General features: G+C 64.0%; 23 protein-coding genes and 1 tRNA gene. 7 read left to right on the top strand and 17 right to left on the bottom strand.

Annotated features, from left to right (window positions below; genetic code table 11):
* Nucleotides 1-235: 235 nt before the first annotated feature.
* The 5 genes from IVA74_RS00835 to IVA74_RS00815 form a co-directional block, all read right to left on the bottom strand.
* Nucleotides 236-994, bottom strand: coding sequence for an SDR family oxidoreductase (locus IVA74_RS00835; RefSeq protein ID WP_247338875.1), 759 nt, complete (start codon nt 992-994; stop codon nt 236-238).
* A 26-nt stretch (nt 995-1,020) separates the two neighbouring features.
* On the bottom strand, nt 1,021-1,779 hold the full coding sequence (locus tag IVA74_RS00830; RefSeq protein ID WP_247338874.1) for a proteasome-type protease: 759 nt from the start codon (nt 1,777-1,779) through the stop codon (nt 1,021-1,023).
* 122 nt (nt 1,780-1,901) lie between these two features.
* Nucleotides 1,902-2,750, bottom strand: coding sequence for a transglutaminase family protein (locus IVA74_RS00825; protein WP_247338873.1), 849 nt, complete (start codon nt 2,748-2,750; stop codon nt 1,902-1,904).
* A 149-nt stretch (nt 2,751-2,899) separates the two neighbouring features.
* Nucleotides 2,900-3,844, bottom strand: coding sequence for an alpha-E domain-containing protein (locus tag IVA74_RS00820; protein WP_247338872.1), 945 nt, complete (start codon nt 3,842-3,844; stop codon nt 2,900-2,902).
* A gap of 4 nt (nt 3,845-3,848) precedes the next feature.
* Nucleotides 3,849-5,267 (bottom strand): circularly permuted type 2 ATP-grasp protein, encoded by a 1,419-nt coding sequence (locus tag IVA74_RS00815; RefSeq protein WP_247338871.1) that lies wholly within the window; start codon nt 5,265-5,267, stop codon nt 3,849-3,851.
* A 275-nt stretch (nt 5,268-5,542) separates the two neighbouring features.
* Here IVA74_RS00815 and IVA74_RS00810 point away from each other — a divergent pair, with 275 nt between their 5' ends.
* The 3 genes from IVA74_RS00810 to IVA74_RS00800 are packed head-to-tail and all read left to right on the top strand — an operon-like array spanning nt 5,543 to nt 7,482.
* Nucleotides 5,543-6,280, top strand: coding sequence for a molybdopterin-binding protein (locus IVA74_RS00810; RefSeq protein ID WP_247338870.1), 738 nt, complete (start codon nt 5,543-5,545; stop codon nt 6,278-6,280).
* Nucleotides 6,281-6,308: 28 nt separating this feature from the next.
* Nucleotides 6,309-6,836: a xanthine phosphoribosyltransferase gene (gpt, locus tag IVA74_RS00805; protein WP_247338869.1), complete on the top strand. Its 528-nt coding sequence runs from the start codon at nt 6,309-6,311 to the stop codon at nt 6,834-6,836.
* A gap of 28 nt (nt 6,837-6,864) precedes the next feature.
* On the top strand, nt 6,865-7,482 hold the full coding sequence (locus tag IVA74_RS00800; protein WP_247338868.1) for a hypothetical protein: 618 nt from the start codon (nt 6,865-6,867) through the stop codon (nt 7,480-7,482).
* Here IVA74_RS00800 and IVA74_RS00795 read toward each other — a convergent pair.
* Both IVA74_RS00795 and IVA74_RS00790 read right to left on the bottom strand, forming a co-directional pair.
* On the bottom strand, nt 7,479-7,715 hold the full coding sequence (locus tag IVA74_RS00795; protein WP_247338867.1) for a hypothetical protein: 237 nt from the start codon (nt 7,713-7,715) through the stop codon (nt 7,479-7,481). The genes IVA74_RS00800 and IVA74_RS00795 overlap by 4 nt on opposite strands.
* Nucleotides 7,712-8,734 (bottom strand): methionine synthase, encoded by a 1,023-nt coding sequence (locus IVA74_RS00790; protein WP_247338866.1) that lies wholly within the window; start codon nt 8,732-8,734, stop codon nt 7,712-7,714. The genes IVA74_RS00795 and IVA74_RS00790 overlap by 4 nt, the downstream gene beginning before the upstream one ends.
* A gap of 109 nt (nt 8,735-8,843) precedes the next feature.
* Here IVA74_RS00790 and IVA74_RS00785 point away from each other — a divergent pair, with 109 nt between their 5' ends.
* Both IVA74_RS00785 and IVA74_RS00780 read left to right on the top strand, forming a co-directional pair.
* Nucleotides 8,844-9,452: a 2-hydroxychromene-2-carboxylate isomerase gene (locus tag IVA74_RS00785; RefSeq protein WP_247338865.1), complete on the top strand. Its 609-nt coding sequence runs from the start codon at nt 8,844-8,846 to the stop codon at nt 9,450-9,452.
* A complete protein-coding gene (locus tag IVA74_RS00780; protein ID WP_247338863.1) occupies nt 9,452-10,438 on the top strand; it encodes an NADPH:quinone oxidoreductase family protein in 987 nt (328 codons plus the stop codon). Before IVA74_RS00785 ends, IVA74_RS00780 begins: the two co-directional genes overlap by 1 nt.
* Before the next feature lie 58 nt (nt 10,439-10,496).
* On the opposite strand, the gene IVA74_RS00775 is transcribed toward IVA74_RS00780, so the two are convergent.
* The 8 genes from IVA74_RS00775 to IVA74_RS00740 form a co-directional block, all read right to left on the bottom strand.
* Nucleotides 10,497-11,387: a crotonase/enoyl-CoA hydratase family protein gene (locus IVA74_RS00775; protein WP_247338860.1), complete on the bottom strand. Its 891-nt coding sequence runs from the start codon at nt 11,385-11,387 to the stop codon at nt 10,497-10,499.
* Nucleotides 11,388-11,486: 99 nt separating this feature from the next.
* On the bottom strand, nt 11,487-12,908 hold the full coding sequence (locus IVA74_RS00770; protein WP_247338858.1) for an amidase: 1,422 nt from the start codon (nt 12,906-12,908) through the stop codon (nt 11,487-11,489).
* On the bottom strand, nt 12,901-14,073 hold the full coding sequence (locus IVA74_RS00765; RefSeq protein ID WP_247338856.1) for a M20 aminoacylase family protein: 1,173 nt from the start codon (nt 14,071-14,073) through the stop codon (nt 12,901-12,903). The genes IVA74_RS00770 and IVA74_RS00765 overlap by 8 nt, the downstream gene beginning before the upstream one ends.
* 13 nt (nt 14,074-14,086) lie before the next feature.
* A complete protein-coding gene (locus IVA74_RS00760) occupies nt 14,087-15,592 on the bottom strand; it encodes a M81 family metallopeptidase (protein ID WP_247338854.1) in 1,506 nt (501 codons plus the stop codon).
* A 142-nt stretch (nt 15,593-15,734) separates the two neighbouring features.
* Entirely contained in the window at nt 15,735-17,384 is a 1,650-nt protein-coding gene (locus IVA74_RS00755) for an ABC transporter ATP-binding protein (RefSeq protein WP_247338847.1), read from the bottom strand.
* Nucleotides 17,384-18,271 carry an ABC transporter permease gene (locus IVA74_RS00750; protein WP_247338844.1) on the bottom strand — a complete coding sequence of 296 codons (888 nt, stop codon included), beginning with the start codon at nt 18,269-18,271 and terminating at the stop codon, nt 17,384-17,386. Before IVA74_RS00750 ends, IVA74_RS00755 begins: the two co-directional genes overlap by 1 nt.
* A 19-nt stretch (nt 18,272-18,290) precedes the next feature.
* Complete coding sequence (locus IVA74_RS00745; RefSeq protein WP_007602533.1) at nt 18,291-19,232, bottom strand: ABC transporter permease; 942 nt, start codon at nt 19,230-19,232, stop codon at nt 18,291-18,293.
* Nucleotides 19,233-19,399: 167 nt separating this feature from the next.
* Nucleotides 19,400-20,530, bottom strand: coding sequence for a M20/M25/M40 family metallo-hydrolase (locus IVA74_RS00740; protein WP_247338842.1), 1,131 nt, complete (start codon nt 20,528-20,530; stop codon nt 19,400-19,402).
* 267 nt (nt 20,531-20,797) lie between these two features.
* Between IVA74_RS00740 and IVA74_RS00735 the strand changes: the two genes are divergently transcribed.
* Nucleotides 20,798-22,408 carry an ABC transporter substrate-binding protein gene (locus IVA74_RS00735; protein ID WP_247338841.1) on the top strand — a complete coding sequence of 537 codons (1,611 nt, stop codon included), beginning with the start codon at nt 20,798-20,800 and terminating at the stop codon, nt 22,406-22,408.
* Nucleotides 22,409-22,535: 127 nt separating this feature from the next.
* Nucleotides 22,536-22,787, top strand: a complete 252-nt coding sequence (locus IVA74_RS00730; RefSeq protein ID WP_346730915.1) for a hypothetical protein — start codon at nt 22,536-22,538, stop codon at nt 22,785-22,787.
* Nucleotides 22,788-22,990: 203 nt separating this feature from the next.
* Here IVA74_RS00730 and IVA74_RS00725 read toward each other — a convergent pair whose 3' ends face one another.
* Both IVA74_RS00725 and IVA74_RS00720 read right to left on the bottom strand, forming a co-directional pair.
* The gene (locus tag IVA74_RS00725) at nt 22,991-24,241 is read right to left on the bottom strand and encodes a multidrug effflux MFS transporter (RefSeq protein ID WP_247338839.1); all 1,251 of its coding nucleotides are present in this window, start codon (nt 24,239-24,241) and stop codon (nt 22,991-22,993) included.
* Nucleotides 24,242-24,455: 214 nt separating this feature from the next.
* A tRNA-Leu gene (locus IVA74_RS00720) sits at nt 24,456-24,544 on the bottom strand.
* Between the last annotated feature and the right edge of the window lie 150 nt (nt 24,545-24,694).

The raw sequence follows: 24,694 nt of genomic DNA, 5'->3' as shown, positions 1-24,694 counted from the left end.
ACCAATGTTGCCGCAAGCAACGTTGGAGAGTGATGGGCCCCGGCTCAGCAGCGCGTCATTTCATGCCGCGCAGCGTCCGGGGCACGAGATCAGCAGTCCGGATTGTTTCGCTGCGCTTGCAATGACGATCGTGGAGGCGACGCGTGGACTTATCTCGCGTCACCCCCTTTTGCCGGGAGCCGCCGGAAACCCCATGCCGCCTACTGTGCATGGGGTTGTTTTCGCGTTTTTTTGTTCAGCCCCGTCCGACGAACGGCATCTTGGTTGCCATGACAGTCATGGTCAGCACGTTGGCGTCGAGCGGCAGGCCGGCCATGTAGGCAACGGCATCGCCGACCGCCTTCGCGTCCATGCGCGGCTCCTGCTTCGACGTGCCGTCGGGCTGCAGCACGCCGGGGCCGTTGACCATGCGGTCGGTCATGGGGGTGGCGGCGTTACCGATGTCGACCTGGCCGACCGCGATGTCATACATGCGGCCGTCAAGGTTAGAGGCCTTGGTGAGGCCGGTGATGGCGTGCTTGGTCGAGGTGTAGGCCGCCGAGAACGGTCGCGGCGCATGCGCCGAGATCGAGCCGTTGTTGATGACGCGGCCGCCGCGGGGGCTCTGGTCCTTCATGATGCGGAAGGCGTGCTGGGTGCACAGGAACGGGCCGGTGAGGTTGGTGTTCACCACCGCTTGCCACTGTTCGAGGGTCAGATCCTCGAAATTCACCGGCGGTGCGCCCATGCCGGCATTGTTGAAGAGCACGTCGAGTCGGCCATAGGTGTCCTTCACCTTGGCGAACAGCGCGGCAATCGAGTCCGGCTTGGTCATGTCGGCGGTGACGCAGAGGCTTTTCCCCGCGGGGCCAAGCTTCGCGGTCTCCTCGAGCATGTCGAGTCGGCGCCCGACGAGCACCACGGTGAAGCCGGTGTTCATCAGCGCCAGCGATGCCGCGCGCCCAACTCCGGTGCCGGCGCCCGTCACCACTGCGATCTTTTTCGCTTCACTCATCGTTTCCTGCCTTTTCTCTTAAACTGTCAGGTTTTGGGTTCTTTTTCGTTCTTGTAGGGCGGCCGCGGAATGTTCTGATGCGCGGCGCGCAAGGCCGCCGACCAGCGCGAGCGCAAATCGTGGAAATAGGGCTCGCCCGCCTCGATGCGGTGGTTGAGATCGGCCTCGCAGGCGTCGGCACGCACCACCAACACGTCGATCGGCAGGCCGACGCCGAGGTTCGAGCGCATGGTCGAATCCATCGAGATCAGGCCGGTCTTCAGCGCCTCGTAGAGTTCGACGTCGTAATGCATGGCGCGGTCGAGTACCGGCTTGCCGTATTTGTGCTCGCCGATCTGCAAGTAGGGCGTGTCGGTGGTGCACTCGATGAAGTTACCCGCGGTGTAAACCATGAACAGGCGCATGCGCGCACCCTTGATCTGGCCGCCGAACAGGAAGGAGACGTCGAAGGACACGTCCTCGGATTTCAGCGCCGGCCCTTCGGTCGCGTGCACGGCCCGGATCGCCCGGCCGATGCGCTGGGCCGCTTGGAACATGGTCGGCGCGTTCATCAGCGTCTCGATCTCGCCCGTGTTGGGGTCTTCGAGGCCTTCGGTCAACGTGGAGAGCACCGATTGGCTGATTGCGAGGTTGCCGGCGCTGGCGATCGCCATGATGCGGTCGCCGGGATTGGAGAAGATGTGGAGCTTGCGGAAGGTCGAGACGTTGTCGAGGCCGGCATTGGTGCGGGTGTCGGCGATCATCACCAGACCGTCCCGAACCAGGATTCCGCAACAATAGGTCATTTCCAGTCCCCGAACGCGTTTGCGCGGAATTACTAGCCAATTTCAAGGGCCGCTCCAACCCCCGATTCCCGCGGGCGGCGGGCCGAAAGCAGTCGGCCGGTGAGGGTCTTGGGTGGCGCGGCTCAGCTTTGCCGCTGGGACTGCGATTGCGACTGGCCGCTGCGGCCGGCCTGCTCGACCTTCACGGCCACCGCCAGCGTCTCGGGGCCGCCGCCATAACGGGTGCCGCGCACGGGGGCGGCGCCGAGATAATCGAGCCCGATCGCGACGCGGACATGTGCGTCGGTGGCGCAGATGCTGTTGGCGGGGTCGAAACCGACCCAGCCAAGGCCGTCGACGTAAGCCTCCGCCCAGGCATGGCCGGCGTCCTGATGCACCGTGCCGTCGGAGCGCAGGAAGTGGCCGGAGACGAACCGCGCAGGCACGCCGCCGCTGCGAGCGCAGGCGATGAAGATATGCGCGTAGTCCTGGCACACGCCGCGCTTGAGCGTGAACGCTTCCGCCGCTGACGTGCCGCTGTTGGTCGGGTCCTCGTCGAAAGTCATGTGATCGCCGATCTGCGTCATCAGCGTGTGCAGGAAGCCGAGCGTGTCGCTCTCGGCCTCGCTGCGCAGCTGGCGCGCAACCGCATTCATCCCCGGATTGACGGTGGTGAGGTCGGTGGCGCGCAAGAACATACCTGCCGGAAAGCGCTCATCGGCGCCGCGCAGCACGCCGCCGGTGTCATGGGTTTCGATCAGGCCCTCGGCGGTGATCCTGATGTCGCTGACGGGACCGCAGGACAGCACATGGGTGACGTTGCCGAATGCGTCCTCGTGGGTGTCGAGCTTGGTGTCGGTCGAAACGTCGATCTGCCACTCCGCCACATATTGCCCGTCATGGCTGCCGGGCGTCATGCGCAGGATCTGGATGACGCTCGTGGCCTCCGGCTCGTAGCGATAGGTCGTGGTGTGCAGGATTCGCAGGCGCATGGTGGACCGTGAAGTTAGTGGTTAGATCCGACTGCCTACTGCGAAGAAGCTCGTCATGGCCGGGCTTGTCTTCGCGCGAAAGCAGGAACGTGGATGGCCGGGACAAGCCCCGGCCATGACGATATCCCGTTTTCGTCAGCCGGGGGACATCAGATCAAATACTGCTTCGTGATGATTTCGCCCAGCCTGGCATTGTCCGCGATGAATTCCTGAATGAATTCATGCACGCCATGCTGGAAAATGTCGTTCATATTGCTGTGTTCCAGCCGGTTGCGGATGCCGCGGGCATGGCGCTGGGCGGGGCCCTGGCGGCCATAAGCGACGCCGATCTGGTCGAGATTGCGCACGAGATTGCCGTAGCAGCTTGCAAGCGAACGCGGCAGCGAGTCGTTGAGGATGAGCAAATCCGCGATCAGCCAGGGTTTCAGCGTCTCGCGATAGACCCAGTGATAGGCCGTCAGCGCCGAGACCGAGCGCAGGATCGAGGTCCACTGGTAGAAATCGAGCGGGCCGCCGACATGCTCCTCCTCGGGCAACAGCACATGGTATTTCACGTCGAGAATGCGCGCGGTGTTGTCGGCGCGTTCGAGATGCAGGCCCATCCGCGAGAACCAGTAGGCGTCGTTGCGCAGCATGGTCCGGTAGGCCGAGCCGTCGAAGCGCAGCGAGGTCTCCTGCACGAAGCGCAGGAATTTTGCGAGATCCTCGCGCGTGGAGGTTCCTCTGCTCCAGACCTCCTGCAATTCGATCCAGGCCGAGTTGATGGTGTCCCACATCTCGCTCGTCAGCGCTGTGCGCACCGAGCGGGAATTCAGTCGTGCCGCCTCGATGCAGTTCCTGATCGAGGACGGATTGTCCGCCGAGAACGAGAGATAATCGACGACGTTGTGCTCGTTGGCTTCTTCATACTGTTGATAAAAGCTTGCCGCCACGCCGGCGGTGAGCAGCGCGGAGTCCCATTCGTTGGTCTTGCCGATATAGGCGGCGGGAAGCGCGGTGACGCGCAGCGTCGCATCGATGGTGCGCGCGAGATACTCGGCCCGTTCGACGTAGCGGGCGAGCCAATAGAGGTTTTCGGCGGTGCGCGACAGCATCTCTCTACTCGTCCAGAATCCAGGTGTCTTTGGTGCCGCCGCCCTGGCTCGAATTCACCACCAGGGAGCCTTCCTTCAGCGCAACGCGTGTCAGCCCGCCCGGCACGATCGTGGTGCTCTTGCTGCCGGTGAGCACGAACGGCCGCAGGTCCACGTGGCGCGGCGCAAGGCCGGATGCCGTGCAGGTCGGGCAGGTCGAGAGCGCCAGCGTCGGCTGCGCAATGAAGCCCTCGGGCTCGCGCTTGAGCTTTTCGCGGAAGGCTTCGATCGTCGCCTTGGTCGCGGCAGGACCGATCAGCATGCCGTAGCCGCCGGAGCCGTGCACCTCCTTCACGACGAGTTCGTTCAGATGGTCCAGCACATAGGCGAGATCCTTCGGCTCGCGGCAGCGCCAGGTCGGCACGTTCTTCAGGATCGGCTCCTCGCCGAGATAGAATTTTACGATGTCCGGCATGTAGGAGTAGATCGCCTTGTCATCGGCGATCCCGGTGCCGACCGCGTTGGCAAGCGTGATGTTGCCGGCCGCATAGGCCGACATCAGTCCGGGCACGCCGAGCGCGGAGTCGGGGCGGAAGGTGAGGGGATCGAGGTAGTCGTCGTCGACGCGACGGTAGATCACGTCAACGCGCTTCACGCCTTCGGTCGTCCGCATGAACACTTCGTTGTTCTTGACGATGAGGTCGCGGCCCTCGACCAGCTCGATGCCGAGCTTGTCGGCGAGGAAGGAGTGCTCGTAATAGGCTGAGTTGTAAACACCAGGGGTAAGCAGCGCGACGGTCGGCTCGCCGGAGGCGCTTTGCGGCGCCACTGAGCGCAGGGCGGACAGCAACTCGTCCGGATAGCGCTCGACCGGCGCTACTCTGTGGCGGGCGAACAGGTCCGGAAACAGCCGCATCATGATCTCGCGGTTTTCCAGCATGTACGACACGCCCGAGGGCGTGCGCGCATTGTCCTCCAGCACGATGAAGTCCTCTGCATCGACCCGGACGATGTCGATGCCGGCGATGTGCACGTAGACGTCGTGCGGCACCTGCTGGCCGTTCATCTCGGGACGAAAGACCGGGTTCTGAAAGATGAGGTCGTCGGGCACGATCTCGGCACGGAGGATGTCGCGGCCGTGGTAGATGTCGCGCAGGAACATGTTGAGCGCGCGCACCCGCTGCTTCAAGCCCTTCTCCAGCAACGCCCATTCCTTCCCGGACATGATCCGCGGGATCACGTCGAAGGGGATCAGGCGCTCCGTGGACTCGGAGTCCCCATAGACAGCGAAGGTAATGCCGATGCGGCGGAAGAGGAGCTCGGCCTCCTGGCGGCGATATTCGAGCGCCTCGGGAGGCGTCTCCTTGAGCCAGCGTGCCAGCTCCTGATAGGCGGGGCGAAGGTCCCCACCGGGAATGTTCATTTCATCAAACGCGAGTGCCATAGATCCCGACTTGTCTCCGCAAGGCGTTGCGCCATTCGACAGGTCGTCAGGCCTTGATGGAGACCGCAACGTCCTGGCCATGCGGCAAGAGTGCATGACTTTCATGCGGTAGCAAGGGTCGGGCCAGCGCGATAAGCATGGGCAGAGGACATTTGCCGGGGATGGCCGGCGGCTTGCCTGAAAAAATGGCTGAGGACTGCTTATTTCGGCAGCAAAAGCGCGTGACTTCAACGCGTTACCTCGGCAAAGTCGGCCCTAAAAGTGAGGGATAGTTTATGAGCGAGATCGTCACGGCGGGCATTCTGGTTATTGGGGACGAGATCCTGTCCGGCCGGACCAAGGACAAGAATATCGGCTTCATCGCCGAATACCTGACCAATATCGGCATCGACCTGAAGGAGGTCCGGGTCGTCTCCGACGACGAGCCCGACATCATTGCCGCGTTGGATGCACTGCGGCATCGCTACACCTATGTCTTCACCACCGGCGGCATTGGCCCGACCCACGACGACATCACCGCCGACAGCGTCGCCAAGGCGTTCGGCGTCGGCATCGACCATCACCCGGAGGTGGTCGCCCGTTTCCGCGAGCGATGGAGCGAGCAGGATCTCAACGAGGCCCGCCTGCGCATGGCCCGCATTCCCGACGGTGCGGAGTTGATCCAGAGCGCGACCATCCTCGCCCCCGGCTTCAAGATCGGCAATGTGATCGTGATGGCCGGCGTGCCCTCGATCATGCAGGCGATGATGGACATCGTCTCGCCCAAGCTGAAATCGGGCGTGCGCATGCTTTCCGAATCGGTCCGCGCCAATGCACGTGAGGGCGACATCGGCAGCCCACTGCGGGTGATTGCCGCCGAGCACCCCGACACCATCATCGGCAGCTATCCCTTTATGGATGAAGAGCAGAAGCCCAACACCAACCTGGTGGTGCGCTCGCGCGACGCGGACAAGCTGGCGGCAGCGATGGTGGCGGTGAAGGAAATGCTGGCGGGATTGAATATCACCCGCTAGCTGCCGGCAGATGAATTAGGAGACGACAATGGCTGGTGATGCACCGGAACTGAGCGCGCAGGAACGTGCAGGCAAGGCTTTTCCTGTCTCGTGGGACCAGTTCCATCGGGACTGCCGGGCGTTGACCTGGCGGCTCAACGAGGTCGGCCCGTTCCACGCGGTGATCGCGATCACGCGCGGCGGCCTGGTGCCGGCCGCGATCGTCGCGCGCGAGCTCGGCGTGCGCGTGATCGATACGGTCTGCATCGCCAGCTACGATCACGACAAGCAGGGTGACTTGCAGGTCCTCAAGGGCATTTCAGATGCGGCGATGAAACTCGGCGGCGGCACCGGCAAGGGGCTCCTGATCGTCGACGATCTCGTCGATACCGGCAAGACCGGCAAGCTGGTGCGCGCGATGCTTCCCGATGCGCATTTCGCAACCGTCTACGCCAAGCCGAAGGGACGTCCGCTGGTCGACACCTTCATCACCGAAGTCTCGCAGGACACCTGGATATTCTTCCCGTGGGACACAGCGCTGTCCTACCACCCGCCGCTCCGCGACGGGGCGGCGTGACTATTGCGACCGCGCGGCGGAGCCATCGATGCCCCTTCAAAACCGCGTCACGCCGACCGGCGAGATCATTGCCACACCGCACCGCGGCCTGTTCACCGGCAACCGCGGCATCATCCATGATCCCGCGACGAAGACGCTGCTGAGGAAGCGCTGGTCGTCGCCGGCCTGGATCGTTTGCCTGTGTGAATTCCGCGGCTGGCGGCGGCCGGTGATGGCGCGGCGGAGCTGGACCGAGCTGTTCTTTCTCGACGAGGCCACGGCTTTTGCCGCGGGTCACCGTCCCTGCTTCTTCTGCCGCCGCGACGACGCCAAGCGCTTTCGCGCGGCGTGGGAGACGGGCAACGGCGTGAGCAACGCGCGTGCGAAGGAGATTGATGTCCAACTGCACCTGGAACGTCTGGATCATGGTCGCAAGCGCTTGCACCCGCTGCCTGCGCCCCTCGCAGAATTGCCCGACGGCGCGATGGTGCAGCAGGGCGAAGAGAGTTTTCTGGTGATACAGGGACGAGCGCTAACGTGGTCGCCTGCCGGCTATGTCCGCGCTACGGGTGAGCTGGCGAGCCCGATGCTGCTGACGCCCCCGTCCACACTGCGCGCGCTCAGTGCCGGATATCTGTTGCTGCTCCATCCCACCGCCCTGGATTAGCGGAGCGGCCTGCCTTCTTCATCCACATTTGTTCGCGCATCGCGCAATGCCCATTCGCGGATCACCTGGCGGCACCGGGTCAGTTCGACTTCGCTCGCGGCATTCGCATCCCGCGATGCGCGCTCCACCATCGCCTTGCAGGTAAGGAGCACGGAGCGATCCTCCGCGCACGCAGACGAGGTGATCGCCGCAAATGTTGCGACGACGACCGCCGTCCGGATCACCGTCATCATCCGAGCTTCTCGCGTGCCAGGGCGGCACCGGCACCGAGCGCCATCAACTTGGCTTCGGCGATCTCCCGCCGCATCGGCGCCATGCCGCAATTGGTGGTGGCGATGATGTTGCTCTTGGGTACGAATTTCGACACAGCGTCGATCACCTGCACGACGTCCTCGGTGGTCTCCACCGTGTCGCTGGCGACATCGATCACACCGGCCTGCACGATCTTGTTCTTGAGCAGCGCGAGGAGATCGAGCGGCACCTTCGAATTGCGGCATTCGATCGCGACCTGCTGGATAGGGCTGGCGTCGATCGCAGGAAAGATCTGCTCATACTGCCGCCATTGCGCGCCGAGCGTCTCCTTCCAGTCGGTGTTGGCCTTGATGCCGTAGCCGTAGCAGATGTGCACGGCGGTGGCGCAGGTCAGGCCTTGCGCCGCGCGCTCCAGCGCCTTGATGCCCCAGTCGTTGACCTCGTCCATGTAGACGTTGAAGGCGGGCTCGTCGAACTGCACGAGATCGACGCCGTCGGCCTGGAGCGCCTTGGCTTCCTCGTTCAGGAGTTCGGCGAACGCAAAGGCCATCTTGACGCGGTCGTCATAGTAGCGATCGGCAATGGTGTCGATGATGGTCATCGGGCCGGGCAGGGTGAACTTGAGCTTCTTCTTTGTATGCATCCGCGCGACGCGCGCCTCATCGGCGTGGACGCGGCTCTTCAGCCGGAGCGGGGCGACCACCTGCGGCACCATCGCCTTGTAGCGATCCTTGCGGATGCCCATCTCGACCTTGTGGGCGAAATCGATGCCCTCGATCTTCTCCAGAAAACCGTGGACGAAATGCTGCCGGGCCTGCTCGCCCTCGGTGACGATGTCGATGCCGGCGTCCTCCTGGACTTTGACGGCAAGTATGGTCGCATCGCGCTTGGCGCGGACGAGCTCGTCGCCTTGCGACTTCCATGGCGCCCAGAGCATGTTGGGCTCGGCGAGCCATTCCGGCTTCGGCAAGGAGCCGGCGATCGTGGTTGGAAACAGCATGGCGGCCCTCCCGGCGGGTTGTGTTGCGCCCCTTCCTGCCATGTCTTAACGTCGAGGTACAGAACAACAAAAGTCGCCTTGAAACCCGCGACGCCGGACCGGAAACGCCATGATCGAATTCTTCTTCGACTGTTCCAGCCCCTGGACCTATCTCGCCTTCCACAATATCCAGCCGCTCGCCAAAGAGCTCGGCGCGGAGATCATCTGGCGGCCGATCCTGGTCGGCGGCATCTTCAACACGGTCAATCCGAGCGTCTATGCGCAGCGCGAGACGCCGGTGCCGCTGAAGGCGCGCTACATGAAAAAGGACCTTGCCGACTGGACGCGCTCGGCCGGCCTGTCGATCAAGATGCCGCCGACGGTGTTTCCGGTGAACAGCGTGAAAGCGATGCGCGGCTGCATCTGGCTCGGGCAGGAATCGGTGCCGTTCGCCACGGCGGTGTTCGAGACCTATTGGGGCGAGGACAAGGATATCTCGCAGGACGCAGTGCTCGGCGACATCTGCAGGAAGGTCGGCGTCGACGAGCAGAAATTCTTCGCGGGCATTTCCGGGCAGCCGACCAAGGACCAGCTCAAGGCCAACACCGAAGAGGTCGTCGCCCGTGGCGGCTTCGGCTCGCCGACGATCTTCGTCGGCAAGACCGACATGTATTTCGGCAACGACCGCCTGCCGCTGATCCGCGAGGCGCTGCTGCGCCGCAAGGCGAGCGCGGCCTGATGGTGCGGGCTGTCGTCTGCCGCGCGCTCGGCGCGCCCGAAACGTTGCAACTCGAAGAGTTTCCGTCGCGCGACCTGAAGCCGAGCCAAGTGCGGGTCGCGATCCGCGCCGCTGGCTTGAATTTTCCCGACGTGCTGATGGCGGCCGGCGAATACCAGCTCAAGCCGGAGCTGCCGTTCACGCCGGGTATGGAGGCGGCCGGCGACGTGACCGAGGTCGGCGCAGAGGCGAGCGGCGTCGCCGTCGGTGACAAGGTCATCGTCAAGATGCGGCACGGCGCCTTCACGGATGAAGCCGTGGTGACGCCGTCGCAGCTCACGCCGATGCCATCGACGTTCGACTATGCGGAAGCTGCGACTTATCTCGCGGGGCATGGCACTGCCTATCACGCGCTGATCGACCGCGGTCGGGTCGAGCCGGGCGAGGTGCTGCTGGTGCATGGCGCCGGCGGGGGCGTTGGCCTTGCTGCCGTCGAGATCGGCAAGATGCTGGGCGCGACCGTGATCGCGACCGCTTCCAGCGACGAGAAGCTTGCCATCGCGAAATCCCGCGGCGCCGATCATCTTATCCGCTACGACCGCGAGCCGTTTCGTGATGCGGTCAAGCGTATCACTGACGGTCGCGGGGCCGACGTCGTGTTCGATCCCGTCGGCGGCGAGGTGTTCGAGAATTCGATGCGCTGTATCGCCTGGGGCGCGCGGCTCCTCGTGATCGGCTTTACCGGCGGCATCGGCTCGGCCAAGACCAATTTGTTGCTGATCAAAGGCGCCAGCGTGCTCGGTGTGCGTGCCGGCGAAGCCGTGCGGAAAAATCCCGCGCTTGGCGAGGTGCGTCTAAAGGCGCTGCTGACATGGGCCGAGGAGGGCAAGCTGCGGCCCAACATCTCGCACCGCCTGCCGCTTGAAGATTATGCGAAGGCGATGCGGCTGTTGCTTGACCGCAAGGCGATCGGGCGTGTGGCGCTGATGATGCACGGAGAAAAGTAGGGTGGGCTAGCGAAGCGTAACCCACCACTTCTCTCGAAGCGTAGAAAGTTAAGAGGCCTCACTTGTACTCCCGCTCGGTCCACCACGGGAAATAGTCCGGCATGTCGCTCGACACCTTGTTCTTGAACTGCGCAGGGCGCTTCTCCAGGAACGACGTCACGCCTTCCTTCACATCGTCCGAGCGGCCGCGGGCGTAGATGCCACGGCTGTCGACCATGTGGGCTTCCATCGGATCGTCGGCGCCCATCATGCGCCACATCATCTGGCGGATCAGTGCCACCGACACCGGTGCGGTCTTGGCGGCGAATTCCTTGGCGAGCGCGCGAGCGGTCGGCAGCAGATCATCAGAGGCTACGACCTTGCTGACGAGACGGCCGGCGAGGGCTTCCTGGGCTGGGAAGACGCGGCCCGAATAACACCATTCCAGCGCCTGGGAAATGCCGACGATGCGCGGCAGGAACCAACTCGAGGCCGCCTCCGGCACGATGCCGCGCTGGGAGAACACGAAGCCGAACCGCGCGGCGTCGGAGGCGATGCGGATGTCCATCGCGAGCTGCATGGTGACGCCGATGCCGACCGCGGGACCGTTCACCGCGGCAATCACCGGCTTCAGACATTTGAAGATGCGCAGCGTCACCTGGCCACCGCCGTCGCGCACCTGGGAATCGCTGTAGTCGACCTTGCCGTCGGCGAAGCGCTTTACGGGCCCGCGCCGTGCGTCGCGATCAAAGGTGTCGGCGCCCGACGAAAGGTCTGCGCCCGCGCAGAAACCGCGGCCGGCGCCGGTGACGATGATGGCGCGGACGTCGTCGTCCTTGTCGGCGGCATCGAACGCGTCGATCAGCTCCCCTTGCATCTGCGCGTTGAAGGCGTTGAGCTTGTCGGGCCGGTTCAGCGTGATGGTGAGGATCTGCTCGGCGATTTCGTATTTGATCGTCTCATACGCCATGGTGGTTTCCTTCCCTGTCCTGAATTTCCATATCGAGGAGACGTCACGCACGGCCGCCAGCGTCCGTCTTGCGCGGACTGGGCGTGTGGTGGCCAAGCTCTACGTCGCGGGCGGGCTGGGCCAGGGCTTCTGCGGGCCGCGCAAGCTCTCGAACGCCTTGGCCATGCCGAGCACGCCGATATCGTCGAAGCGGCGTCCGACGATCTGGACGCCGATGGGGAAACCCCTGGCGTCAAAGCCGCCGTTGATGGAGATCGCCGGATTCTCCGACATATTCCACGGCACGGTATAGGCGATGTGCTCGAACGGCTTCATGGGATCGTTGGTCGGCGAGGCCCATTCCGCCGGATAGTTCACGTTCGGCGCGGTCGGCGAGATCACATAGTCGAGCTCGCAGAACAGCTTTGATGCCGCGGCGCGGATCGCCATGGTCTGGTTGAAGCCCCTGATGACGTCGACACCCGAGAGCTTCGCGCCAGACTCGCCCCACTTGAAAATGTAGGGCAGTACCTTTGCCTGCTCGGCGGGCGTCAGCTTCGACAGATCATCCCACATCCGTGCGCGCCAAAAGTTGTCGAGGCCGTCGAGCATTTCGCGCGTGAGGATGCCGTCGACTTCGGTGACGACGGCGCCTGCGGATTCGAACGCTTTCGCCGCCTTCACCGCGACCTCGCGCACCGGCTTCTCCAGCGCCTTGCCAACGCCGGGATCGAGCATCAATCCAATACGGAGTTTGCGCGGCGACTTCTCCAGCCCCTTCCAGTTCAGCGGCTCGGCGGGGAGGCTCATGCCGTCGCGCCGGTCGGGTTTTGCCATCACGCTCATCATCAGCGCACAATCATCGACGGTGCGGGTCATCGGCCCCGCGACGCGGCCGACATAGGCGGGATCGATCGGCACGCGGCCAAAGCTTGGCTTCAATCCGACCAGGCCGCACCAGCCCGCGGGCAAACGAACCGAGCCGCCGATATCGGTCCCGAGATGCAGCGGACCATAGCCGGCTGCCGCAGCGGCGCCCGCGCCGGCGCTGGACCCGCCGGGATTCTTAGAGAGGTCCCAGGGATTGCGCGCGAGCGCATGGAAGCTGGAGAGCCCCGAGGACAACATGCCGTAATCGGGCATGGTGGTTTTTGCGAAGATGATCGCACCGGCTTCGCGCAGGCGCGCGGCGGGCGGCGCGTCCTTCTCGGCCGGCACCAGCTTGACGCTCGCGGCCCCCAGCGGCACGGGCACACCCTTGGTCGCGATGTTGTCCTTCACCGTCACAGGCACGCCGTCGAGCGAGCCCGACGGCTCGCCGCCGGTCCAGCGCGCGGTCGAGGCCTTCGCGGTCTCGCGCGCGCCGTCGGGATCGAATGCATAGAGCGCTCTAAGATGCGGCTCCCACGCTGCGACGTGCGCGAGCACGTCTTCCAGCACCTCGCTTGGCGAGAATTGTTTGGCGCGATAGCCCGCGATCAGATCGACCGCGGAGAGATCGTGCAGCGAGGTGACCGCCTCTTCGACGCTCTTTTTATGCATTGCTACCTACCGGCATACGGGTCTCGATGATCCGGGCGAACATGCTGGCACCGATCGGCAGGATCTTGTCGTCGAGCACGAAGCCGGGATTGTGCACGGGCACCGAGCCGTCGTGGCCGACCCAGAAATAGGCGCCGGGAATGGTTTGCAGCATGTCGGCAAAATCCTCGCTGCCCATCTTTGGCTGGGCGCGGGTAATCACCTTGGCAGGATCGACGACGGTGCGCGCGACCTCCTCGACCACCTTGGACTGCTCGACCTGGTTGACCAGCACGCCGAAGGTGTCGCGGATGTCGGCTTCGATCTCGCACTGGAAGGCGCTCGCGATGCCGGCGCAGATCGTGCGGATGCGTTGGCTGATCAGGGCGCGGACTTCATCGGAGAAGGTGCGGATGGTGCCGCAGAGATGCGCCTCGCCGGGGATGACGTTGTAGGCGGAACCGGCGTGAATCTGCGTGATCGAGATGACGGCGGCCTGCAGCGGCTCGACGTTGCGGCTGACGATGGTCTGGATCGCCTGCGCCAGCGTGGTCGCGATGATCACCGCGTCCTTTGAGCGTTCGGGCATCGCGCCATGCGCGCCGTAGCCGGTGATGCGGAGGTCGAAGAAGTCGGCGCTGGCCATCGCCGGGCCGGGCAGGATCGCGATCTCGCCCTGGTTGAGGTCGGGCGCGTTGTGCAGACCGTAGAGCTCGTCGCACGGAAACTTCTCGAACAAGCCGTCCTTGATCATCGCGCGGGCGCCGCCAAGCCCTTCCTCGGCCGGCTGGAAGATCAGATGCACCGTGCCGTCGAAGTTTTTGGTCTCGGCGAGGTAGCGTGCGGTGCCCAGTAGCATTGTCGTGTGGCCGTCATGGCCGCAGCCGTGGAAGCGACCGGGGATTTTCGAGCTCCATTTCAGATTGGTGTTCTCCTCCATCGGCAGCGCGTCCATGTCGGCGCGCAGGCCGATGCGCTTGCCGCTAGATCCCTTGCCCTTGATGACGCCGATCACGCCGGTGCCGCCGAGACCGCGATGCACCTCGATGCCCCAGCTCTTCAGCTTGTCCGCGACGATGCCGGAGGTGCGCACTTCCTCGAAGCCGATCTCCGGATGGGCGTGGAGGTCGCGGCGAATGGCTGTGAGTTCGTCGGCATAACCGTCGATGCGGTCGATCGTGGGCATGTGTTGTATCCAGTTAGCGTGAGGAGGGAGTGAAAACCGGGCCGTTCGGCTTGATGCGAATACCTGGCCGCAGGCGCGTCCATGGGAGCGTGGCTGTGTCCGCCGGCATCGCGCCGGGCGCGGCGCAGATCATCAGCATTTCCGCGATCGGCTCGAAGTCGGCGCGGAAGTGTACTGAGCTCTTGTTGACCAAAATCTTCTCTTCGGTCGGCTCGATGCCGACATAGCGGTACATCGCCTGGTCGGCGAGCTGCGCCTTGTGCGAGCTCACGACGACGCGGACGTCGCCGATGCGCAGGCAGGCGGAGGGGCCCATCTCCATCTCGCGGCCGCCATAGTAAGGGCCGGGCGCGATGAAGCGTCCGTCGGAGAGTTTTTCGACGACGAAGGTCTCGCGATAGGGCTCGTCGCCGGGAATGCCGGACTTGCCGCCGAGTGACAGCGTCACGGTGGCGCCGACGCCGGCCACATGGGCGGCCTTGGCGGATTCCGGATCGTAGATCGCGCCGGTCGCAGCACTCGCCTTGTTGCGTACCAGTGCGCGCAGCATGCCCATGGTGTCGGAATCGCCGCCGGCGCCGGGATTGTCCTGGGTGTCGGCGATGATGATCGGCTTGCTCGCGCCCTTCGAGAGTTCCATCGCGTGGCGCACGCCGTCATCGGGTGACCAGATCTTGCCGTCGAAATCGTCCTCGTGGCTTTCGATCAGTTTTACGATCGCATCCGCTGCGCGATCGGCATCGGCTTGCGTCTCGCCATAGGCGAACACGCTCGGCCCGCAATCGCGGAAATCGGCGGCGGGGAAGCCGGGCGCGAAGGACAGCGTTGGAACCGCATCACTCTCCAGCGCAGCGAGTTTTTCGTAGATGCGCTTGGTCGGCTGGTCGTTGGTGCACTGCCAGCTGATCGGGATCAGGAACGGCAATTGCCTGAAGGCCTTTGCGAATCGCTGTTTCGTGTCCAGCAGCAGCGCGAGATGCCTTGCGGAGGCGCGGCCCGTCTCGGCCATGTCGACATGGGGATAGGTGCGGTAGGCGATCAGCGCATCCGCATGTTCCATCATGTCGGGGGTGACGTTGGCATGGAGATCGAGGCTGGTGATCAGCGGAAGGTCCTTGCCGATGACGCGGCGCACGCGCGCCAGAATCTCGCCTTCGCCGTCGTCGAGATGCTCGGTCACCATGGCGCCATGCAGGTCGAGATAGACGGCGTCGATCGGGCCGGCGGCCGCGATGCCGTCGACCATCACCTTGACGATGCGCTCGAAGGCGTCCCTGGTGACATGCGCGGAGGGGCTGGCACCGCACGCGATCGTCGGAACGAGTTCCCAGCCCTTGGCTTCGGCGCTGTCGACGAAACCGGCGAGGCCGACGTTGATGCGGCGCATCACCCTCAGCACGTCGGCGCCCTCAGTCATCGCCGGCCATCCGCCGCCGTGCTGGAAGTCTGCGAAAGTCGCCTTCGTCGGAGCGAAGGTGTTGGTCTCGTGCAGGAAGCCGCCGACGGCGATACGTGTCATCAACTCAAGTCCAGGCAATTGAAAGTGCGCGACGTTAGCCCTGCCGCTGAGGCGAGAGCAAGGTGGGAAGCAATCGCGCCGTGCATGGCGTCAAGCTGTTTTGGGAATGCTTGCCGCAATCGCCGTCATTGCGAGGGAGAGACTAAGCGCTCGCCGTTACACCCTCCGACACCGGCCGGAAATTCGCAAAGTCCCAGCCGCGGCCGGGCGCTGCCTCGAGCAAGGCTCTGGTGTAAGCCTCCTTCGGATGCGTCAGCACTTCGGCGGCCGGGCCCTGCTCGACGACACGGCCGCGCTGCATCACCACGACCTCGTCGCAAATCTGTGCTGCGACGCGCAGATCGTGGGTGATGAACAGTATGGCGATGCCGAGCCGCTTCTGTATCTCGTCGAACAGTTCCAGCACTTGCGCCTGCACGGAGACGTCGAGGGCGGAGACCGCCTCGTCCGCGACCAGCACGTCGGGATCGAGCGCGAGCGCGCGGGCGATGGCGATGCGCTGGCGCTGACCGCCGGAGAACTGGTGCGGATAGCGCGAGACCGCATCGACCGGCAGGCCGACCAGCTCGAGAAGCTCGCGCGCGCGTTTCATTGCGTCGGCATGCGACACGCCGTAATTGATCGGGCCTTCCGCGATGCTTTCGCCGACGGTGACGCGCGGGTTGAGGGAGCGGTAGGGATCCTGGAATACGATCTGGATCTTCTTCCGATGCGGCTGCAACAGCCGCCGCGAGATGTCCGATATCTCGCGGCCGGAAAGGCGCACGCCGCCGGAGGTCGGATCGATCAGGCGCACGATGCAGCGCGCCACCGTCGACTTGCCCGAGCCGCTCTCGCCGACGATGCCGAGCGTGCGACCCTTGCGCAGCGTCAGCGTGACCTTGTCGGCGGCGACGACCTCGCGGCCCTTACCGAAGAACGCGCGCTCCTTGTAGACCTTGCCGAGCTCGTTGGCCTCCAGCACGACCGGCTCCTTGGTCTCGGGCCGCGCCGCGCGCGGCACCAGGCTCGGCACCGCGGAGAGCAGGTTGCGGGTGTACTCCATGGTCGGATTGCGCAGGATGGAATCGAGTGTGCCGGTCTCGACCAATCGGCCCTGCCGCATCACCGCGACGCGGTCGGCGATCTCGGCGACCACGCCCATGTCATGGGTAATGAACAGCACGGCGGTTCCGTGATCGCGCTGGAGGTCGCGGATCAGGGTCAAAATCTGCTTCTGCGTTGTAACGTCGAGCGCGGTGGTCGGCTCGTCGGCAATGAGCAGCTTCGGTTCGAGCACGAGTGCCATCGCGATCATGATCCGCTGGCGCTGACCGCCGGAGAGTCGGTGAGGGTAGGAGGCAAAGATGCGCTCGACCTGGGGCAGGCGCACCTGCTCCATCATGTCGAGGATGCGCTTCTTCCGCGCCTTCGCGTCGAGATTGGTGTGCGCGCGCAGGACTTCGTCGATCTGGCGGCCGACCGGCACCACCGGATTGAGCGCCGTCATCGGCTCTTGAAAAATCATCGCCATCCGCGTCGCGCGCAGCTGGCGCAGGCGGCGGTCGGTCGCGGTGAGCAGCTCTTCGCCGACCAGCTTGACGCCGCCGCCGGTGGGCACGAGCGTGCCCTTCGGCAGCAGGCCCATCGTGGTGAGCGAGGTCACCGACTTGCCCGAGCCGCTTTCGCCGACGAGGCACAGCGTCTCGCGCTCATGGACCTGGATCGAGATGCCGTCGATGATCTTCGGCCCATTAGGCTTCTTGCCGACGGAGACGACGAGGTTGTTGATGTCGAGGATCGGGTTGGTCATCACTTGCCTTCCCGCTGCTTCATGCGCGGATCGAGTGCGTCGCGGGCGGCGTCGCCGATCAAATTGATGCTGAGGATCGCGATCGAGAGCAGCAGGCCCGGCCAGAAGATCAGCGTCGGCTTGAGCTGGAAATACTGACGGCCCTCGGCCATGATGTTGCCCCAGGTCGGCGTCTCCGGCGAGATGCCGGCGCCGAGGAAGGAGAGGATCGCTTCGGTGAGGATCGCGGAGGCACAGACGTAACTGCCCTGCACGATCAGAGGTGCGATCGTGTTCGGCATCAAATGCCGCCACATGATCTTTGGCAGGGACGAGCCGACCGAGATCGCCGCTTCAACATAGGGCTCTTCGCGCGCCGACAGCACGACCGAGCGCACCAGGCGTGCCACGCGCGGAACTTCGGGGATCGTGATCGCGATCAGCACGGTCCAGAGGCTGGCGCCGGACAGCGACACCACGGCGATTGCCAGCAGGATGCTCGGCATCGCCATCAGGCCGTCCATGATCCGCATCATGACGGAATCGACCAGCTTGAAGAAGCCGGAGACGAGGCCGATCGCCAGCCCAATGACGATCGACATGATCGCCGAGCCGATGCCGATCAGAAGCGAGATGCGCCCGCCATACATGACGCGCGACAGCAGGTCGCGGCCATAGGCGTCGGTGCCGAGCAGGAATTGCGCTGAAGAGGGCTTCAGCCGCTGCGAGGGCGCGAGCTGGATCGGATCATGCGGCGCGATCAACGGCGCCAGGATCGAGATCAGCACAATCAATGCAAGGCAGACGGTCGCTGCCGCGATGATCGGCGTCGAGGTGAGGAATCCGAAGCGCGGCCGCAGCGGCGACGTGATCGGAATGGACGACTGGGGAAGGGTATCGACCGACATTCTTGTTGCTATCCTTGCCTCAGTACCGGATCCGGGGATCGAGCAGCGTGTAGGCGACGTCGATCAGGAGATTGACCACGACATAGATCAACGACGTCAGCAAAATCATCGCCTGGATCACCGGATAGTCGCGCGCCAGCACCGCATCCACCGTGAGGCGGCCGATGCCGGGGATGTTGAACACGCTCTCGGTGACCACGACCCCGGAGATCAAAAGCGCAAAGCCGGTACCGATCACCGTGATCACGGGCACGGCCGCGTTGCGCAGCGCGTGGCGCATCATCACGGCGACCTCGTTGATGCCTTTTGCGCGCGCGGTGCGGACGTAGTCCTCGCCGAGCACGTCGAGCATCGCCGCGCGCGTCATGCGCGCGATCAGCGCGATGTAGATGAAGGACAGCGCGCAGGTCGGCAGGATGATGCGCTCGAAGAACGGTCCAAAACCGTTCGAGATGCTGCGGAAGCCCTGCACCGGCACCCAGCGCAGGTCGATGGCGAAGACTTCGATCAGGATGTAGCCGACCACGAACACCGGCACCGAGAAGCCGAGCACGGACAGGCCCATCACGAAGCGGTCGATCCAGGTGCCGTGCTTCCACGCTGCGATGACGCCCAGGGGAACAGCGACAATGACGGCGAGAATGATGGTCGACAGCGCGATCGAGATCGACGGTTCGACGCGCTGGCCGATCATCTTCATGACGGGCAGGTTGGAGATCAGTGAAGTCCCGAGATCGCCGTGCAGCAGCTTGTTCAGCCAGGTGATGAACTGCACGATCAGCGGCTCGTTCAGGCCCAGTGAGGTGCGGATGCGCTCGAGCCGTTCCGGCGTGGCGTTGTCGCCGGCGAGAATTGCCGCGGGATCGCCCGGGGTGAGGCGAAGCAGGAGGAACACGAACAGCGCCACCACGCCCATCACGGGCACGGCGGCGAGAATTCGGCGAAGGAGATATCCGAGCAAGTTGGATCCCGTCAGATTAGAGTCAAATCAGAGGCCGCGGCTGCAGCCAGGGTTCTGCCATCAGCCTAACATTTCAGCAATTCCCGTGCCATCCGGACCACAGTTTTTGCAGTGCGGTCACCCTGTTTTGGCGATTTGGCTCGGTTTTGGTGAGCTGGCGCGCGTTGTCACTCCAGAGTCGCGAGCAGCCCCGCCATCAGCCGGCCGCGTTCGGCCAGGCTCTCGACCTCGATATACTCTTCGAGCGTGTGGCCGTTGCCGCCACGCACGCCCAGGCCGTCGAGAGTCGGGATCCCCATAGAGCCCGTGAAATTGCCGTCGGAGCCGCCGCCGGAACTCGCATGCGGCAGTTCTGCGCCGAGCGACTTGGCGATACCGCGCGCCTTTTCGTAAAGCGCCATGGTGCCGGCATCAGGCTCCCACACCGGACGTGTCACGCCGCGCGTCACCTTGAATGCGACATCATTGGCTGTACCGGAGAGCGCCAGCATCCTCTCGACGCCGCGATCGAGGTCGGCCTGGCGCTTGGCCATCGACAGCGCCTCGCCGGTGGCGGTCGTGGCAACGCAATTGACCCATTGTCCGCCATGCACGACGCCGACCGAAAAGGTGCAGTCCTCGCTCGTCATCGCGTCGATGGCGAGGATTTGCCGCGCCATCTCGCGAATAGCCGAGCGGCCCGCCGACAAGGTTGCGCCGGCGTGGCTCGGCCGGCCCGTCGCCTCGAGATTGAAGCGCGCGATGGCGTAACGTCCGGTGGTGACGCCGTTGTCGGCGCGGCCGGGCTCGGGCACCAGCACGTATTTATTGCGCGCGGCCTCCGCCTCGATGATATCCCGCGTGGAGGGTGTGCCGACTTCCTCGTCGGGCGTGAACAGCACGGTGATCGGCAGCGGCGTCGTGAACGCGGCGCGGGCCAGTTGGCGGATCGCTTCCAGCGAAAGATAGTTGCCGCCCTTCATGTCGTAGATGCCGGGCCCGTAGCACTTGCTGCCCTCGCGGCGCCATTTCAGCTTCTCGATGGTGCCAACGGGGTGGACGGTATCCATGTGTCCGGCAATCAGGATGCCCGGCTCGCCCTGCTTCGGATGCGGAAAGCGTGCGCGGATCACGCCTCCATAGCCTTGGCGGCCGGCGATGCGCTCGATCGTCGCACCCATGATCGCCATCTCCTGCGCTGCGATATCGAGCATGCGATTCACGGCGCCCGCGTCCCAGGTCGGGCTTTCGCATTCCACCCAGCCGCGCAGGCCCTGGAGCATCGCTTCGGGATCAAAGGGGAGATTGGCTGGATTCATCTCAATGTCTCTCAAGCTTCGGAAGATGGAACGCGCATTGCATCGGCGGGGCGAGACAAGCGGAAAGTGTTGTAGAGCCAAACCGATCCTTGTGGAGCCCGTGCGCGCGCCGCTTGGGCTTGCAGCGAAACCGGATTGACGCGCTCGGCACTGTCTGCAAGTCTCGGAAAGATAAAGGCATTGCATGAGGTTGGTTCGCCTAAAGAACGAACCGGATGCTCAACCAATAACCTGCCTTTGAACAGTTTCACGTCAGGAGAAATTTTTATGTTTAAGTTGATGCGCCGGGGGGCTCGCGCGTTCGCCTCCAAACTTGCGCTGTCGGTCGTCGCGCTTTCGACCGCGCTGGCTTCGCCGGCGCTTGCGGCCGGCAAGACCATCACGGCGGTGATGCATTCGGATCTGCGCATCATCGATCCGATCTTCACCACGGCCTACATCACGCGTGACCATGGCTACATGATCTATGACACGCTGGTGGCGCCCGATTCGAACTTCAAGATCCAGCCGCAGATGGCGGACTGGAAGATCTCCGACGACAAGCTCACCTACACCTTCACGCTGCGCGACGGCTTGAAGTGGCATGACGGTGCGCCGGTCACGGCAGAAGACTGCGTTGCCTCGCTCAAGCGCTGGGCCGCTGTCGACGGCATGGGCCAGAAGCTGCTCGACTTCACCGCGAGCATCGAGGCGACCGATGCCAAGACCATCACGCTGAAGCTGAAAGAGCCCTACGGCCTCGTGCTCGACTCGATCGGCAAGCCGTCCTCCCGCGTTGCCTTCATGATGCCGAAGCGCCTCGCCGAGACGCCGCCGGACAAGCAGATCCCCGAGCAGATCGGCTCGGGTCCTTTCAAGTTCGTGCAGTCGGAATTCCAGCCGGGCGTCAAGGCGGTCTACGTCAAGAACACCGACTACGTGCCGCGCAAGGAACCGTCGAGCTGGACCTCCGGAGGCAAGGTGGTGAAGGTCGACCGTGTCGAATGGATCACCATGCCGGACTCGCAGACCGCAGTGAACGCGCTGCAGTCGGGCGATATCGATTTCATGGAGAATCTGCCCTACGACCTGCTGCCGTTGCTGGAGGCGAACAAGGAGATCACGCTCGAGGTCTCGAACAAGTTCGGTTTCCAGACGCTCGGCCGGATGAACTTCCTTTATCCGCCGTTTGATAATGTCAAAGTGCGCCGTGCTGCCTTTCTGGCGATAAACCAGAAGGACGTTCTCGACGCGCTCGTCGGCAACGCCAAATATCAGAAGATCTGCGGCGCCTTCTTCGTGTGCGATACGCCATTCGCGACCGAGGTCGGTGCCGAGACCTTGATCAAGGGCAACGGCATGGCGGAAGCCAAGAAGGCGCTCGCCGAGTCCGGCTATGACGGCACCCCGGTCGTGATCATGGCGCCCGGTGACGTCACGACACTGAAGGCGCAGCCGATCGTTGCGGCTCAGTTGCTGCGCGAGGCCGGCTTCAAGGTCGACCTGCAAGCGACCGATTGGCAGACGGTGGTGAGCCGCCGCGCCAGCCAGAAGCCGCCGAAGGAGGGCGGCTGGAACATGTTTTTCACGAACTGGGTCGCGGCCGACGTCTCCAACCCGATCGCCAATCTCTCGATCGGCGGCCAGGGCAAGAAGGGCGGCTGGTTCGGCTGGGCGGAAGACGCCAAGATCGAGCAGCTCAAGGACGCTTTCGTCCGCGCGCCCTCGCTCGACGAGCAGAAGAAGATCGCGGCGGACATCCAGAAGGAAGCCTATGAGCAGGTGATCTACATCCCGCTGGGGCAGTATCTCCTGCCGAGCGGCTGGCGCAAATCGCTGACCGGCGTGCTCGACGGTCCTGCGACCCCGCTGTTCTGGAACATCGACAAGTCGGAGTAAGGCGAAGGCGCCTCCTCGGCACATTTCGTCCGCATCACCATGCGGCGCCGCTGTCATCAGCGGCGCCGTTTTCTTTCGTCGATCTTGCGCGAGCCTGCGGCCGTTCGCGTATCAAGATGCCTCGGGCTTGCCGCGCAAGACGACGCTGGACCGCGGCTGGGCCGCGCTCTGTTTCCGCGATCAGGATGATTGCAGCCGGTGGATGGAGTTGGTGTCCGGGCGCGCCGGGCACTTCGTCAGGCGGGAGTTCACCGCGCAGGCGCAGCTATGGGGCCGGCCCGGTATCTCGCGGGAAGTGATAGTGATGATGGTGCCGCCCCGTGGAACGCCCGAGAGCGCCGCAGACGATTTCAGCGCCAGCAGACGCGCGGCGGAATAGGCGTCGCGCTCAACAGTGGCTGTCGCGGACCCGCTCGAGCCCTTCGCTCGCGAATGGTACGGTAAAGGCGGGCTTCTCGGCGTTCGACGGCGTGCGTTCCGTCTTGGCTCGCTCCGCGGCATCGTGGTCTTTACGGTGTTCCGGTTCCATGGAGCGGCCTTTCGAATTGCTGCAGTACAACATCGAGAACGCCGCGAAGTTCCTCACGCGATAGAGCGATGATGCGGCTTAAACAGCCGTCCCTTTTCCACCACCAGCACGATCGCGAGAGCTGCGAGTGACGACACGAAGAAGCCGACCGAGAACGGCATCAGCGTGCCGTCGAAACTTTGTCCGATCGCCATGCCGACGACGATGCCGATCAACGTGGTGATCGAGCCGTAGAGCGAGGACGCCGTGCCGGCGATGTGGCCCTGCGGCTCCATGGCGAGTGCGGTGAAGTTGGCGACCATCATTCCGAACGAGAACATCATCAGCGCCGAGAGCACCATGAACACGGGAAGCGGCAGCATGCCGAGGCTTTCCGTCAGCAGCATCACAGCCGCGACCGCGGTGTAAAGCGTCAGCGCGCCGTGCGAGATCACACGCATGCCGAGGGTCCCGACCAGCTTTGCATTGAGGAAGCCGGCAATGGCCGTACCGGCCGCGATCGCAGCGAAGGCAATCGGGAAGTAATGGCCGAGGTGATAGATGCCGGTGAAGACCTGCTGGGCCGAGAAGACATAGGCAAATAGCGCGCCTATGACGCTGCCGGCAGCCGTCGCATAGCCGATGGTCTGGCGGTTGGTCACAGTCTGCCGGAACGCCGAGAGCACGTCGGCAGGCGCCAGCGATCTGCGTTCGGACTCGGGAAGGGTTTCAGGCAGTCGCAGCACGCTCCATGCGAGCGCGAGCAGGCCGTAGAGCATGAGCACGACGAAGATGCCGCGCCACGCCGTCACCAGCAGAACCGCCTGACCGAACGAGGGCGCGATCACGGGCACCGCGATGAACACCATCATGGCGAGCGACATCACGCTCGCCATCCGGCGGCCGACATAGCAGTCGCGCACGATCGAGGTTGCGATCACGCGCGTTGCCGAGGTGCCGAGCCCTTGCAGCGCACGCGCCAGCAGCAGCGTCTCGAACGAAGGCGCCGCGACCGCCAGCACGCTCGCCACCGCATAGACCGCCATGCCGCCGAGCAGCACTGGGCGGCGCCCGAAGCGGTCCGACAATGGGCCCATGACGAACTGGCCGGCGCCGAAGCCGATCAGGAAGGTCGACAGCACCAGCTGAAGATGGTTGGCGACGGGGATATCGAAGGCTGCCCCGATATTGGGCAGCGCCGGCAGCATCATGTCCATCGCAAGCGGATTCAGCGCCATGATCGACGCGATCACGATGACGAATTCGGGAAAACCCATCGGACGATGTCCCGCGGACACCCAATCGTCGGCATTGACGTCGGACAAGGAAGCTCACCTCTGATTTCAGAGGCTTTATCTAACGCCCATGCTGCATTGCACAAGCTATGTTTCGGGATGGCTGGCAGACGGAGCCGGAACGGCACCTGCGAGTGCACCGATGATTGCGTCATCGCCTGCACGCTGAAGGATTGAATGCGGGAGATCGTCATCAGTGCATCTTGTGGATCATGCTGCTGCACGTTCGCACCGTCAGCTCTCGTGGTGCGGGCAGCCGGAGTCGAACCGGCACAGCGCTTGCGCGCCGAGGGATTTTAAGTCCCTTGCGTCTACCAATTCCGCCATGCCCGCTTGATCCAAAGAGATCAAACACTTAAGTCCCTTCCGGCCGTCTGGAATTGGCGCCTGGTGGGCCGGTTGGGCGGTTCTTCCTTAAGCGAGCCGGCCGCACAAGGCAAAGCCTCAATGCGGACATCTGTTGCTGCTTTAGGCATTCTCAAT

This window comes from Bradyrhizobium sp. 132, assembly GCF_023074185.1.
Lineage (GTDB): Bacteria > Pseudomonadota > Alphaproteobacteria > Rhizobiales > Xanthobacteraceae > Bradyrhizobium.
This window is presented reverse-complemented; position numbering and strand designations above follow the sequence as displayed.

What these genes read in the sequence shown, in the direction of transcription:
- IVA74_RS00835 (WP_247338875.1), bottom strand. Translation starts at nt 994, where the DNA reads ATGAGTGAAGCGAAAAAGATCGCAGTGGTGACGGGCGCCGGCACCGGA.
- IVA74_RS00830 (WP_247338874.1), bottom strand. Translation starts at nt 1,779, where the DNA reads ATGACCTATTGTTGCGGAATCCTGGTTCGGGACGGTCTGGTGATGATC.
- IVA74_RS00825 (WP_247338873.1), bottom strand. Translation starts at nt 2,750, where the DNA reads ATGCGCCTGCGAATCCTGCACACCACGACCTATCGCTACGAGCCGGAG.
- IVA74_RS00820 (WP_247338872.1), bottom strand. Translation starts at nt 3,844, where the DNA reads ATGCTGTCGCGCACCGCCGAAAACCTCTATTGGCTCGCCCGCTACGTC.
- IVA74_RS00815 (WP_247338871.1), bottom strand. Translation starts at nt 5,267, where the DNA reads ATGGCACTCGCGTTTGATGAAATGAACATTCCCGGTGGGGACCTTCGC.
- IVA74_RS00810 (WP_247338870.1), top strand. Translation starts at nt 5,543, where the DNA reads ATGAGCGAGATCGTCACGGCGGGCATTCTGGTTATTGGGGACGAGATC.
- gpt (WP_247338869.1), top strand. Translation starts at nt 6,309, where the DNA reads ATGGCTGGTGATGCACCGGAACTGAGCGCGCAGGAACGTGCAGGCAAG.
- IVA74_RS00800 (WP_247338868.1), top strand. Translation starts at nt 6,865, where the DNA reads ATGCCCCTTCAAAACCGCGTCACGCCGACCGGCGAGATCATTGCCACA.
- IVA74_RS00795 (WP_247338867.1), bottom strand. Translation starts at nt 7,715, where the DNA reads ATGATGACGGTGATCCGGACGGCGGTCGTCGTCGCAACATTTGCGGCG.
- IVA74_RS00790 (WP_247338866.1), bottom strand. Translation starts at nt 8,734, where the DNA reads ATGCTGTTTCCAACCACGATCGCCGGCTCCTTGCCGAAGCCGGAATGG.
- IVA74_RS00785 (WP_247338865.1), top strand. Translation starts at nt 8,844, where the DNA reads ATGATCGAATTCTTCTTCGACTGTTCCAGCCCCTGGACCTATCTCGCC.
- IVA74_RS00780 (WP_247338863.1), top strand. Translation starts at nt 9,452, where the DNA reads ATGGTGCGGGCTGTCGTCTGCCGCGCGCTCGGCGCGCCCGAAACGTTG.
- IVA74_RS00775 (WP_247338860.1), bottom strand. Translation starts at nt 11,387, where the DNA reads ATGGCGTATGAGACGATCAAATACGAAATCGCCGAGCAGATCCTCACC.
- IVA74_RS00770 (WP_247338858.1), bottom strand. Translation starts at nt 12,908, where the DNA reads ATGCATAAAAAGAGCGTCGAAGAGGCGGTCACCTCGCTGCACGATCTC.
- IVA74_RS00765 (WP_247338856.1), bottom strand. Translation starts at nt 14,073, where the DNA reads ATGCCCACGATCGACCGCATCGACGGTTATGCCGACGAACTCACAGCC.
- IVA74_RS00760 (WP_247338854.1), bottom strand. Translation starts at nt 15,592, where the DNA reads ATGACACGTATCGCCGTCGGCGGCTTCCTGCACGAGACCAACACCTTC.
- IVA74_RS00755 (WP_247338847.1), bottom strand. Translation starts at nt 17,384, where the DNA reads ATGACCAACCCGATCCTCGACATCAACAACCTCGTCGTCTCCGTCGGC.
- IVA74_RS00750 (WP_247338844.1), bottom strand. Translation starts at nt 18,271, where the DNA reads ATGTCGGTCGATACCCTTCCCCAGTCGTCCATTCCGATCACGTCGCCG.
- IVA74_RS00740 (WP_247338842.1), bottom strand. Translation starts at nt 20,530, where the DNA reads ATGAATCCAGCCAATCTCCCCTTTGATCCCGAAGCGATGCTCCAGGGC.
- IVA74_RS00735 (WP_247338841.1), top strand. Translation starts at nt 20,798, where the DNA reads ATGTTTAAGTTGATGCGCCGGGGGGCTCGCGCGTTCGCCTCCAAACTT.